Annotated in this window: 10 protein-coding genes and 1 pseudogene; 1 reads left to right on the forward strand and 10 read right to left on the reverse strand. The window is 54.3% G+C overall.

The window, feature by feature from the left end; translation table 11 throughout:
* Positions 1 to 84 precede the first annotated feature (84 nt).
* A pseudogene (locus ACPUC8_RS24700) lies at positions 85 to 162 on the forward strand (hypothetical protein); the annotation flags it as partial.
* A 507-nt stretch (positions 163 to 669) separates the two neighbouring features.
* On the opposite strand, the gene ACPUC8_RS24705 reads toward ACPUC8_RS24700, so the two are convergent.
* The 10 genes from ACPUC8_RS24705 to atpD form a co-directional block, all read right to left on the reverse strand.
* The gene (locus ACPUC8_RS24705) at positions 670 to 1,908 is read right to left on the reverse strand and encodes an MFS transporter (protein ID WP_283228689.1); all 1,239 of its coding nucleotides are present in this window, start codon (positions 1,906 to 1,908) and stop codon (positions 670 to 672) included.
* Positions 1,909 to 2,027: 119 nt separating this feature from the next.
* Positions 2,028 to 2,762, reverse strand: coding sequence for a phosphate signaling complex protein PhoU (gene phoU, locus ACPUC8_RS24710; RefSeq protein WP_038643963.1), 735 nt, complete (start codon positions 2,760 to 2,762; stop codon positions 2,028 to 2,030).
* Positions 2,763 to 2,776: 14 nt separating this feature from the next.
* Positions 2,777 to 3,550: a phosphate ABC transporter ATP-binding protein PstB gene (gene pstB / locus ACPUC8_RS24715; RefSeq protein ID WP_034830029.1), complete on the reverse strand. Its 774-nt coding sequence runs from the start codon at positions 3,548 to 3,550 to the stop codon at positions 2,777 to 2,779.
* A gap of 44 nt (positions 3,551 to 3,594) precedes the next feature.
* Positions 3,595 to 4,482, reverse strand: a complete 888-nt coding sequence (pstA, locus tag ACPUC8_RS24720) for a phosphate ABC transporter permease PstA (RefSeq protein ID WP_039333015.1) — start codon at positions 4,480 to 4,482, stop codon at positions 3,595 to 3,597.
* Positions 4,479 to 5,441, reverse strand: coding sequence for a phosphate ABC transporter permease PstC (gene pstC, locus ACPUC8_RS24725; protein ID WP_039333012.1), 963 nt, complete (start codon positions 5,439 to 5,441; stop codon positions 4,479 to 4,481). Before pstC ends, pstA begins: the two co-directional genes overlap by 4 nt.
* Before the next feature lie 90 nt (positions 5,442 to 5,531).
* Complete coding sequence (gene pstS, locus ACPUC8_RS24730; RefSeq protein ID WP_039333010.1) at positions 5,532 to 6,575, reverse strand: phosphate ABC transporter substrate-binding protein PstS; 1,044 nt, start codon at positions 6,573 to 6,575, stop codon at positions 5,532 to 5,534.
* Between the two features lie 177 nt (positions 6,576 to 6,752).
* Complete coding sequence (gene glmS / locus ACPUC8_RS24735; protein WP_039333008.1) at positions 6,753 to 8,582, reverse strand: glutamine--fructose-6-phosphate transaminase (isomerizing); 1,830 nt, start codon at positions 8,580 to 8,582, stop codon at positions 6,753 to 6,755.
* Between the two features lie 247 nt (positions 8,583 to 8,829).
* Positions 8,830 to 10,200 carry a bifunctional UDP-N-acetylglucosamine diphosphorylase/glucosamine-1-phosphate N-acetyltransferase GlmU gene (glmU, locus tag ACPUC8_RS24740; RefSeq protein WP_494927656.1) on the reverse strand — a complete coding sequence of 457 codons (1,371 nt, stop codon included), beginning with the start codon at positions 10,198 to 10,200 and terminating at the stop codon, positions 8,830 to 8,832.
* Positions 10,201 to 10,470: 270 nt separating this feature from the next.
* Complete coding sequence (locus ACPUC8_RS24745; protein WP_034830038.1) at positions 10,471 to 10,890, reverse strand: F0F1 ATP synthase subunit epsilon; 420 nt, start codon at positions 10,888 to 10,890, stop codon at positions 10,471 to 10,473.
* A 24-nt stretch (positions 10,891 to 10,914) separates the two neighbouring features.
* Complete coding sequence (gene atpD, locus ACPUC8_RS24750; protein WP_039333004.1) at positions 10,915 to 12,312, reverse strand: F0F1 ATP synthase subunit beta; 1,398 nt, start codon at positions 12,310 to 12,312, stop codon at positions 10,915 to 10,917.
* Between the last annotated feature and the right edge of the window lie 41 nt (positions 12,313 to 12,353).

The raw sequence follows: 12,353 nt of genomic DNA on the forward strand, positions 1-12,353 counted from the left end.
TGGAGCGTGTGGCTGATGAAGTTGGGTATTAAAACAGAAAGAACCACGCCGGGATGTCCGGGGCAAAATGCCCGTCACGAGCGCATGCATCTCTCGATGAAGACCGCGATGAGCCACCATGATGTGTTTGGCTCGCTGTCGGAACAACGGGTGTGGTGTAACGGATGGCGTAATGAGTTCAATCGGGAGAAGCCGCATGAGGCTCATGGACAGGTACCGCCCGCAAAAATATGGGTGCCCTCACCGCGAAGTTGGGATGGAAAAGTGCCTGAAGTGAACTATCCGGAGGGGGCAAGGCTTTATAAAGTCGGAGAAAAAGGTGACCTGTGTCTGAACGGACGCACGTTCCTGAGTTCGGCATTACGGGGGGAGTACGTGAGGTTCCTGGAAGTGGATGACGGGGTTGACGTCATCCTCTTCGACAGGGTAATACTGGCGTATTATGACCGGGCAGAAAAAAGTATTATTCGAATCGACTGAGCACAAAAGTGTTACCTATGTGCCCGGTCTGATCTGTTACCCATGTGCCCGGTTGTACCNTACTGGCGTATTATGACCGGGCAGAAAAAAGTATTATTCGAATCGACTGAGCACAAAAGTGTTACCTATGTGCCCGGTCTGATCTGTTACCCATGTGCCCGGTTGTACCTTCATGCGCACCAGCAAATTTTAACCAATCGCGCCCAGCGAATCTTCGTTACTCTGCTTCTTCGGCAACAGGAACAGTGTGGCGACAATATCCAGCAGATAAATCAGCGCCAGCAGCGTGATGGCCGCAGTAAACGAGATTTTTGCCGCCAGCAAGCCGATGACTAACGGGCCAAAGCCACCCACACCACGTCCCAGATTGAACAAAACGTTCTGCGCGGTGGCGCGTGCCTGTGGCGGGAAGGTGTCAGAGATCAGGGCACCGTAGCCGCCAATCATGCCATTCACAAACATCCCCATAATGGCCCCGGTAAACAGCATCACCGTCGGGTCACGCAGTTGCGCATACACCACCACCATGGCCACCGCACCAAACTGATACAGCAGGAAAATTTTCCAGCGCGCAAAACGATCGGCCAGCACGCCAAACAGCCAGATACCAAAGGTCATGCCGACCACGGTGACAGCTGTCCAGAGACCCGATTTGGTCAGACTGAAGCCAAAGCTGGATGACAGATAGCTTGGCATCCAAATCATCAAGCCGTAATAACCAAAGTTTTGCACCGAGCAGAGAATAAAGATGCCGAGGCTGGCTTTACTGGTGGCGCGATCGGCAAACAGCAGTTTGATGCGCGCGGCAAACGACAGCTGTGGGGTTTTCTCTACGTGTTGAGTAAAGCCCTCAGGCTCGCCCATACTGCGACGAATCACAAATGACACCAGTGCAGGCAGCAAACCCACCAGGAACATGCCGCGCCAGCCAATCACGCTCAACAGCGGCGGAGTGATAAACGCCGCCAGCAACACGCCGAGCTGCCAGCCAATGCCCACCCAGGCGGAGGCGCGATTGCGCTTCTCTTTCGGCCAGGCTTCGGCAATCAAAGCCATGCCGATACCAAACTCACCGCCCAAGCCCACGCCCGCCAGCGTGCGGTAAGCCAGTAAATCCCAGTACCCCTGTGCCACCGCACACAGCCCGGTAAACACGGAGAACATCAGAATCGTGACGGTGAGGATGCGAATGCGGCCATAGCGATCGCTGAGGTGGCCAAACACAATGCCGCCTATCACCGCACCAATCAGTGTCCAGGTGACCAGCGAACCGGCCTGAGAAGGATCGAGCGCCAGCGAGACGCTGATCGCCGGTAACATAAAGCCCAGAATAAGCAGATCAAATCCGTCCATCGCGTAGCCACTGATGGCGGCCAGCATCGCTTTAGCCGGTGTGACGGCATTTTTTTTTGGTTTTGCGGAAGACATGTAACAGCACCTGGCAGAAAAAAGTGCGCCAAGTATAAAGAGAGGAAATCGCGGAGACCAATCAGAAATGAAGATAGCTGCCTGTGTGCCACAGTGGCAACAGGCAGCCGAAACGGCAATTAAGAGGGTTTGTTGCTGCCGTCGTCGCCTGACAGCAGTTCATCCAGCTTGTCGCCGCCCACGTGACGGAAATCCTGACCTTTCACGAAATAGAAGATAATTTCGCAGATATTCTGGCAGCGGTCGCCGATACGCTCAATCGCACGGGCGCAGAACAGGGCAGTCAGTACGCTGGGGATGGTGCGTGGATCTTCCATCATGTAGGTCATCAGCTGGCGCACGATGCCTTCATACTCTTTATCCACTTTCTTGTCTTCGCGGTAGATCTTAATGGCTTCATTCAGATCCATACGCGCAAACGCATCCAGCACGTCGTGCAGCATTTGCACGGTGTGGCGGCCCAGAGACTCCAGGCTGACCAGCAACGGCAGGTGCTGCTGGCTGAACTTCTCCAGCGCCGTGCGGCTGATTTTTTCAGCCACGTCACCAATACGTTCCAGCTCAGAGATGGTCTTGATGATCGCCATCACCAGGCGCAAATCGCTGGCGGTAGGCTGGCGTTTGGCGATGATGCGCACGCAGGCTTCATCAATCTCCACTTCCATCATGTTGACCTTCTGGTCACCGTCGATCACGCGACGTGCCAGCTCGCCATCCTGATTGTGCATCGCGGTAATGGCATCGGTGAGCTGCTGCTCCACCATGCCACCCATGATCATCACCTGAGTGCGAATGTGTTCCAGCTCCGCGTTGAACTGACCGGAGATGTGTTTGTTCAGATTCAAATTGTCCATGTGCGTCTCCTGAATCAGCCGTAACGACCGGTGATATAATCTTCGGTCTGCTTCTGTGCGGGCTTGGTAAACAGTGTATCGGTGTCGCTGAACTCAATCAGTTCACCCAGATACATGAAAGCGGTATGGTCAGAACAACGCGCGGCTTGCTGCATGTTGTGCGTCACGATCACCACGGTGTAATCCTGCTTCAGCTCAGTGATCAGCTCTTCAATACGACCGGTTGAGATCGGGTCGAGTGCCGAGCATGGCTCATCCAGCAACAGCACTTCCGGGCGAATCGCGATGCCGCGTGCAATACACAGACGCTGCTGCTGGCCGCCGGAGAGACTGTAACCGCTCTGATGCAGCTTGTCTTTGGTTTCATTCCACAGCGCGGCTTTGGTCAGCGCCCACTGCACGCGTTCGTCCATATCGGCACGTGACAGTTTTTCAAACAGACGCACACCGAAGGCGATGTTGTCATAAATCGACATCGGGAACGGTGTTGGCTTCTGGAACACCATGCCCACGCGTGCGCGCAGCAGGGCGATATCCTGATGGGAAGCCAAAATGTTGTCGCCATCCAACAGAATGTCACCTTCCGCACGCTGCTCAGGATAGAGCGAGTACATCTTGTTGAAGGTGCGCAGCAGGGTGGATTTACCACAGCCTGACGGTCCGATGAAGGCGGTGACCTGGTTCTTCGCGATATCCAGGTTAATGTTCTTCAGAGCGTGAAACTTACCGTAATAGAAGTTCAGATTGCGAACCTGAATTTTACCGGCAGAAGTCGTTGCCATACTCATTGCTCATCTCTCTTGTGCAGCGCCGCCGAAGCCGCGCCGGGGAATTAATGTTTGCCCTTGGCGAAAACAACACGCGCGACAATGTTCAGCAGCAGCACGCACAGGGTGATAATCAACACACCCGCCCACGCCAGACTTTGCCATTCGGCAAACGGGCTCATGGCGAATTTGAAGATGGTCACCGGCAAGTTCGCGATGGGCTGCATCATGTCGGTGCTCCAGAACTGGTTCGACAGCGCGGTAAACAGCAGCGGTGCCGTTTCACCCGCAATACGCGCGACGGCCAGCAGGACACCGGTAATGATGCCGGATACCGAGGCTTTCAGCGTGATGGCGGAAATCATCTTCCACTTTGGCGTACCCAGCGCATAAGCCGCTTCACGCATGCTGTCTGGCACCAGACGCAGCATGTTTTCTGACGTACGGATAACGATTGGAATCTGCAAAAGTGCCAGTGCCACTACGCCCGCCCAGCCAGAGAAGTGCTGCATCTGCGCAACCACGATGGTGTAAACGAACAAACCGACCACAATCGAGGGCGCTGACAACAGGATGTCGTTGATGAAGCGAATCACTTCCGCTAACCAGTGCTTGCGGCCATATTCAGCCAGATAGATGCCTGCCATGATCCCCAGCGGCGTACCAATCACCGTTGACCACAGAATCAGTAATCCACTGCCGGCCAGGGCGTTGGCTAAACCACCGCCTGCGGTGTTCGGTGGCGGCGTTGATTCTGTAAATAACGACCAGCTCAGGCCATCAATACCTTTGGTGACGGTAGTGAACAAAATCCAAATCAGCCAGAACAGGCCGAAGGCCATGGTCAGCATGGATAACGTCAGGGCAACTTTATTCTTGGCGCTGCGTCGCGCCTGCATTTTACGACGCGACGCTTCCAGCTCAGCACGTGCGTGCATTTCGATAGCGGTCATGAACGGGCTCCTTCACTCTTCGCCAGACGCAGGATCATCAGTTTGGAGATCGCCAGCACGATAAAGGTAATCACGAACAGGATCAGACCCAGTTCCATCAGTGCCGCTACGTGAACGCCCGATTCGGCTTCTGCAAACTCGTTCGCCAGCGCGGAGGTAATACTGTTGCCCGGCATAAACAGCGAGGCGCTGTCGAGCTGGTAAGTGTTACCGATGATAAAGGTTACGGCCATGGTTTCACCCAGTGCACGACCTAAGCCAAGCATCACACCACCGATGACCCCGTTTTTGGTGAACGGCAGCACGATGCGCCAGATCACTTCCCACGTAGTGCAACCAATGCCGTAGGCGGACTCTTTCATCATCACCGGCGTCTGCTCAAACACATCACGCATCACCGATGCAATGTACGGAATGATCATGATGGCGAGGATCACGCCGGCGGCCAGGATACCGATACCGAATGCCGGGCCTGAGAACAGGGCACCCACAAACGGAATGTTCGACATGATGTTGCCGACCGGTGTCTGGAAGTACTCAGCGAACAGCGGGGCGAAGATAAACAGGCCCCACATGCCGTAAACGATACTGGGGATCGCGGCCAGCAGCTCAATTGCCGTGCCCAGCGGGCGACGTAACCAGTTGGGCGCCAGTTCCGTCAGGAACAGCGCAATACCGAAGCTCACCGGCACAGCGATGATCAGGGCAATAAGTGAGGTGACGAGGGTGCCGTAAATCGGTACCAGCGCACCAAATTGTTCATTTGGCGCATCCCAGGTTTTGGTCCATAAGAAGGAAAAACCAAATTTCTGGATGCTTGGCCAAGAGGAGAAAATCAGGGAGACGATAATGCCACCCATCAACAACAACACGATAAGCGCGGAAAGTTTCACCAGCGCGCCAAAAATCATGTCACCTTGTTTACCTGGGGCTTTGAACGTCGGCTTAGTGGCAGCCATAAGTTTCTCGGTTCTCAGAGGAAGTTCAGGGCGGCATAAAATGCCGCCCATCGGGGTGGGTCAGCCAGGTGGGCTGACCGGGTCATTCGCTTACTTGTAAATCGCTTTGCCGGCGCTGTCTTTGATGTTCGCTTTCCAGGCAGTACGAATCTGGTTAGCCACGCTTTCTGGCAGTGCAGCGTAGTCCAGTGAGGTTGCAGTTTTGCTGCCGCCTTTGTAAGCCCAGTCGAAGAACTTCAGCACTTCAGCACCCTTCTCAGCATTCGCCTGATCTTTGTAAATCAGGATGAATGTGGTTGAGGTGATCGGCCATGCGTCGTTGCCTTTCTGGAAGGTCAGGTCTTGAGCGAAAGATTCGCTCCAGTTTGCGCCTTTCGCTGCATTCGCAAAGCTGGCTTCGCTTGGTGCAACTGATTTGCCGTCTGCATCAACCAGTTTGGTATAAGTCAGGTTGTTCTGCTTAGCATACGCATATTCTACGTAGCCAATTGAACCCGGCAGGCGCTGTACGAAGGCTGCAACGCCATCGTTACCTTTACCGCCCAGACCGGTTGGCCAGTTAACGGTGTTGCCTTTACCAATTTTGCTGTTCCAGTCTGAGTTAACTTTAGACAGGTAGCTGGTGAACACGAAAGAAGTACCTGAACCATCAGCACGGCGAACCACGTTGATGTTGGTGTCTGGCAGTTTCACACCTGGGTTCAGTTTAGTGATCGCCGGGTCGTTCCACTTTTTGATGTTACCCAGGTAGATGTCACCCACAGTTTTGCCGTCGAGGGTCAATTCACCTGATTTCACACCTGGGATGTTAACGGCCAGCACCACACCACCGATAACGGTAGGGAACTGGAACAGACCATTTTTTTCCAGATCGGCATCAGCCATCGGCGCATCAGACGCACCGAAATCAACGGTTTTAGCGATGATCTGCTTCACGCCGCCTGAAGAACCAATACCCTGATAGTTGATTTTGCTACCGGTGGCTTGCTGGTATTCTGCTGCCCACTTGGCATAAACCGGTGCCGGGAATGTACCGCCAGCGCCAGTCAGATCGGTGGCTGCAAAAGCAGATACCGCGCTTACTGCGAAGGTGGCGGCGAGGATTCGGGCTACGGATGTACGCATCAGTGTCATGTTCCCTCCAGGGGATTTAAAAAAAATCAGGCTCAATGCCATTTTAGTTGGAGTCAGTGATTGCTGCTGGAGGGAAAATAGGACAGTTTGATGACAGTGAAATGTACGAAATATGACAGTTATATGACATCGTTTAAAAAGCAAGCGGGCCCATTGCAGACCCGCTCTTTTTACTGATTATTCAACGGTAACCGATTTCGCCAGGTTACGCGGCTGGTCAACGTCGGTGCCTTTGATCAGCGCAACATGATATGAAAGCAGCTGCAAAGGAACGGTATAGAAGATCGGTGCAATCACTTCTTCAACGTGCGGCAGAGAGATAATTTTCATGCCATCACTGTCCGTAAAGCCGGCATCCTGATCGGCAAACACATACAGCAGACCGCCGCGTGCGCGTACCTCTTCAATGTTGGATTTCAGCTTCTCCAGCAGCTCGTTATTCGGTGCAACGACGATCACCGGCATATCGGCATCAATCAGCGCCAGCGGGCCGTGTTTCAGCTCTCCGGCCGCGTAGGCTTCAGCATGAATATAGGAGATCTCTTTCAGCTTCAGCGCGCCTTCCATGGCGATTGGGTACTGATCGCCACGGCCAAGGAACAGCGCGTGATGCTTGTCGGAGAATCCTTCAGCCAGGCTCTCAATCACCTTATCCTGTGCCAGCATCTGCTCGATACGGCTCGGCAATGCCTGCAGCGCATGCACAATCTCATGCTCGGTTTCCGGCTTCATGCCGTGCAGTCGGCCAAGTTTCGCCACCAGCATCAGCAACACCACCAGCTGCGTGGTAAATGCTTTGGTCGAGGCGACACCGATTTCAGTACCGGCTTTGGTCATCAGCGCCAGATCCGATTCACGCACCAGTGAAGAACCGGCAACGTTACAGATAGCCAGCGAGCCAAGATAACCCAACTCTTTCGACAGGCGCAGGGCAGCCAGCGTGTCAGCCGTCTCACCCGATTGCGACAGGGTGATCAGCAGGCTGTTTTTACGCACGGCGGATTTGCGGTAGCGGAATTCAGAGGCGATCTCTACATCGCAAGGGATGTTGGCCAGCGACTCGAACCAGTAACGTGACACCATCCCGGAGTTATATGAGGTGCCGCAGGCGATAATCTGGATGTGCTCAACCTGGCTCAGCAACGCTTCGGCATTGGCACCCAGTTCGCTGAGATCGATTTGCCCGTGATTAAAACGACCGGTGATGGTGTTTTTAATCGCGTTTGGCTGCTCGTAGATCTCTTTCTGCATGTAGTGGCGATAGGCGCCTTTATCACCGGCATCGTACTGCGCAGTGGATTCGATTTCCGCGCGCTTCGCGGGTTTACCATCACGATCGATAATGGTGACTTCGCGGCGGGTAATCTCGGCGATATCGCCCTCTTCCAGATACATAAAGCGGCGGGTCACCGGCAGCAGGGCCAGCTGATCGGAGGCGATAAAGTTTTCACCCACGCCGCGGCCAATCACCAGCGGGCTGCCGGAACGGGCGGCCACCAGCACAGAGGGATCGCGGCTGTCCATGATCACCATGCCATAGGCACCGCGCAGTTGCGGAATAACGCGCAACACCACTTCGCGCAATGTGCCGCCCTGCTTCTGCTCCCAGTGCACCAGATGCGCGACCACTTCGGTATCGGTTTCTGAAGCGAAGCTGTAACCACGTTCGATCATCTGGGCGCGCAGTGGCTCATGGTTCTCAATGATGCCGTTATGCACAATGATGATGTGCTCAGAGATATGCGGATGCGCATTGGCTTCTGACGGCTCGCCGTGTGTTGCCCAACGCGTGTGCGCGATACCGGTACCGCCAATCAGCGGTTGCTGTTCAGCCGCTTCTGCCAGATTCGCCACTTTACCCAGACGACGCAGACGCGTCATGTGGCCCTGACGGTCAACCACTGCCAGACCAGCAGAGTCATAACCGCGATATTCAAGACGACGCAGACCTTCCAGCAGAATTTCTGCGATGTCACGCTGCGCTACTGCACCAACAATTCCACACATAATAATTTCCTGACTTCATGGCTTTCGGCCATTGCGTTGTCTTTTTGACCTGATTTTCCCCGAGCCTTGTAGAGAGTGGGGGATCTACCCTTCATACTTCAAATTTCAGGTGCGTTGGCTACGTGCATTCACCTCAGTCACTTACTTCAGTAAGCTCCTGAGGATTCATGCACTTGCCGCCTTCCTGAAACTCGAATTATTTCGGGTAGCTTTTTCTCACAAGCTGATCTTTGCCAGCCCTTAAAATTTATTTCTTCTTAACCGGACGCTGCCAGCCAGACTTCTGATTTTGTTCTTTACGGTTATAGACCAGATCGTCAGCCAACACGTCTTTCATGACCGTGGTGCCTGCTGCAATAGTGGCACCCGCCGCGACCGTAACCGGCGCGACCAGTTGTGTATCGGAGCCAACAAACACGTTATCACCGATAATAGTTTTCGATTTATTGGCGCCATCGTAGTTACAGGTAATGGTGCCTGCACCGATGTTCACGCCCGCGCCAATCTCCGCGTCCCCGAGATAAGAAAGATGACCGGCTTTAGATCCTTTGCCCAGGGTGGCTTTTTTCATCTCAACGAAATTGCCGACGTGTGCCTCTTCCGCCAACTCACTGCCGGGACGCAGACGCGCAAAGGGTCCAACCGTACAAGCGGCGGCCAGCGTGGCATCTTCAATAACGGAATAGGGGCTGATTTCGCAGTCATCAGCGAGCGTGCTGTTTTTGATGATGCACCCAGCGCCTATCTTGACGCGGTTGCCCAGCGTGACACGGCCATCAATGATGACGTTGGTATCGATCTCCACATCACGACCATGTTGCAGAGTGCCGCGCAGATCGAAACGAGCTGGATCGCGCAGCATCACGCCCGCCAGCAGCAGTTTTTCTGCCTGCTCGTTTTGGTAGGCGCGTTCCAGCGTCGCCAGTTGCAGGCGGTTGTTCACGCCATCGGTTTCACTGATACGAGCCGGATGGACGGCATTGATCACGCGACCTTCATGGTGCGCCATCGCAATGATATCGGTGATGTAGAATTCACCCTGCGCATTATTGTTATCGAGCTTGGCCAACCAGCGCTTGAGATCCCCGCCATTGGCAATCAGGATGCCGGTGTTGATCTCAGGGATTTTAAGCTGCTCGGCTGAGGCATCTTTCTGCTCGATAATTCCGGTGACGGTGCCGTTTTCACGCACGATGCGGCCATAGCCGGTTGGATTATCCAGCACCACCGTCAGCAGACCAATGCCGCCTTCCGGCTTAGCCTCGCGCAGGCGCTGCAATGTCGGCTGGGAGATCAGCGGCACATCGCCATACAGCATCAGGATATCTTCGTCATCGGCAAAGAACGGTGCCGCCTGCTGCATCGCATGGCCCGTACCGAGTTGCTCTGCCTGCAGTACCCAGTTCAGGCTGTTGTGTGCCAGCTTCTCTTGTAGCAGATCGCCACCGTGGCCATAGACCAGATGCACATGCTGAGCGCCAAGGCCGGTTGCTGCATCGATCACGTGCTGAACCATCGGTTTACCTGCCAGGGTATGCAACACTTTTGGCAGATCGGAATACATTCGGGTGCCTTTGCCAGCGGCCAGGATCACCACACTCATTGCGCTTGTAGACATAACTATCCAGACTCAATTTATCTTTCGAAAGTGTAAGGTTTACCTCTGAGATTACTACATTTTTCTCGGGGCGAAATTAGCGGATAAAGATGAAAGGGGCGAGACCGTGCGGGTGGCCGCCATAAAGGGCAATCCGGCAACGCTGTTACACGACTTTAGTGGGGTTAAATGCCCGAGCCGAAACTTACTCAGTGCAATTTGTCGTGCGGCGCAGCGGGCAAAAAAAATGCCAGCCCAATGGGCCGGCATTTCGTGACGCATAAAGCCTGATTACATCGCTTTTTTGGTCAGCTCGATGACACGCAGTTTTGCGATAGCTTTCGCCAGTTCCGCAGAAGCCTGAGCATAGTCCACGTCGCCGTGGCTGCTGTTCATGTGCTCTTCTGCTTTACGTTTCGCTTCCAGCGCGCGCGCTTCGTCAAGGTCTTCACCGCGAATCGCAGTGTCGGCCAGAACGGTCGTGCTACCCGGCTGTACTTCCAGCACGCCGCCAGAGAGGTAGATATACTCCTCTTCGCCGTGCTGTTTCACGATGCGAATCATACCAGGCTTGATGGCTGTCAGCAGCGGGGCGTGGCCAGGGTAAATACCCAGCTCACCTTCGCTACCTGACACCTGGATACGCTCTACCAGACCGGAGAACATTTGCTGCTCCGCGCTGACAACGTCCAGATGATAAGTCATAGCCATACTCTTCCTCCTGGGAAACCGTTATTACAGTTTCTTCGCTTTTTCTACAGCTTCGTCGATAGCGCCGACCATATAGAACGCCTGCTCTGGCAGGTGGTCGAATTCGCCTTCCATGATGCCTTTGAAGCCACGGATAGTGTCTTTCAGGGTCACGTACTTACCTGGAGAACCGGTGAAGACTTCAGCAACGAAGAACGGCTGAGACAGGAAGCGCTGAATCTTACGCGCACGTGCCACCAACAGTTTGTCTTCTTCAGACAGCTCGTCCATACCCAGGATGGCGATGATGTCTTTCAGTTCCTGGTAACGCTGCAGCAGAGACTGCACGCCACGCGCAACATCATAGTGCTCCTGACCCACGATCAGTGGATCCAGCTGACGGCTGGTTGAATCCAGCGGGTCAACGGCTGGGTAGATACCCAGAGAGGCGATCTGACGGCTCAGCGTAACGGTTGAGTCCAGGTGAGCAAAGGTGGTTGCTGGTGACGGGTCAGTCAAGTCATCCGCAGGAACGTAAACGGCCTGTACAGAGGTGATTGAACCGGTCTTAGTGGAGGTAATACGCTCCTGCAACACACCCATCTCTTCTGCCAGCGTTGGCTGGTAGCCTACCGCAGATGGCATACGACCCAGCAGTGCTGATACTTCAGTACCGGCCAGGGTGTAACGATAGATGTTGTCGATGAACAGCAGAACGTCACGGCCTTCATCACGGAATTTTTCCGCCATGGTCAAGCCGGTCAGTGCTACGCGCAGACGGTTACCCGGCGGCTCGTTCATCTGGCCATACACCAGCGCTACTTTATCGATAACGTTGGAGTCGGTCATTTCGTGGTAGAAGTCGTTACCCTCACGAGTACGCTCACCCACACCAGCAAATACCGAATAACCTGAGTGCTCAGCCGCGATGTTACGGATCAGCTCCATCATGTTTACGGTTTTACCTACACCCGCACCACCGAACAGACCGACTTTACCGCCCTTAGCGAACGGACACATCAGGTCGATAACCTTGATGCCGGTTTCCAGCAGCTCTTGCGAGTTAGACTGATCTTCATAAGAAGGCGCAGCACGGTGAATAGAGGAAACCTCTACAGTGGTGCCGTCTTCATTCTGCAGGTCGCCTTTCATGTCGATTGGTTCACCCAATACGTTCATGATACGGCCGAGGGTTGCTTTACCAACCGGTACCTGGATCGGTTTTTTCAGGTCGGTTACTTGCAGGCCGCGCTTCAGGCCATCAGAAGTACCCATGGCGATGGTACGCACCACGCCACCACCCAGCTGCTGCTGAACTTCCAGCACCAGACGAGCGTCACCATTTTGAACCTCAAGAGCGCTATATACCTGCGGTACTGCGTCCTGAGGGAATTCGACGTCAACTACGGCGCCGATAATCTGGACAATCTTTCCAGCTGCCATCTTGAATCCTCTACCTAATACGAGAATATCCGGCCGCGCTC

It is taken from the genome of Pantoea sp. CFCC18177 (genome assembly GCF_059412425.1).

What these genes read in the sequence shown, in the direction of transcription:
- ACPUC8_RS24705 (WP_283228689.1), bottom strand. Translation starts at nt 1,908, where the DNA reads ATGTCTTCCGCAAAACCAAAAAAAAATGCCGTCACACCGGCTAAAGCG.
- phoU (WP_038643963.1), bottom strand. Translation starts at nt 2,762, where the DNA reads ATGGACAATTTGAATCTGAACAAACACATCTCCGGTCAGTTCAACGCG.
- pstB (WP_034830029.1), bottom strand. Translation starts at nt 3,550, where the DNA reads ATGAGTATGGCAACGACTTCTGCCGGTAAAATTCAGGTTCGCAATCTG.
- pstA (WP_039333015.1), bottom strand. Translation starts at nt 4,482, where the DNA reads ATGACCGCTATCGAAATGCACGCACGTGCTGAGCTGGAAGCGTCGCGT.
- pstC (WP_039333012.1), bottom strand. Translation starts at nt 5,441, where the DNA reads ATGGCTGCCACTAAGCCGACGTTCAAAGCCCCAGGTAAACAAGGTGAC.
- pstS (WP_039333010.1), bottom strand. Translation starts at nt 6,575, where the DNA reads ATGACACTGATGCGTACATCCGTAGCCCGAATCCTCGCCGCCACCTTC.
- glmS (WP_039333008.1), bottom strand. Translation starts at nt 8,582, where the DNA reads ATGTGTGGAATTGTTGGTGCAGTAGCGCAGCGTGACATCGCAGAAATT.
- glmU (WP_494927656.1), bottom strand. Translation starts at nt 10,200, where the DNA reads ATGTCTACAAGCGCAATGAGTGTGGTGATCCTGGCCGCTGGCAAAGGC.
- ACPUC8_RS24745 (WP_034830038.1), bottom strand. Translation starts at nt 10,890, where the DNA reads ATGGCTATGACTTATCATCTGGACGTTGTCAGCGCGGAGCAGCAAATG.
- atpD (WP_039333004.1), bottom strand. Translation starts at nt 12,312, where the DNA reads ATGGCAGCTGGAAAGATTGTCCAGATTATCGGCGCCGTAGTTGACGTC.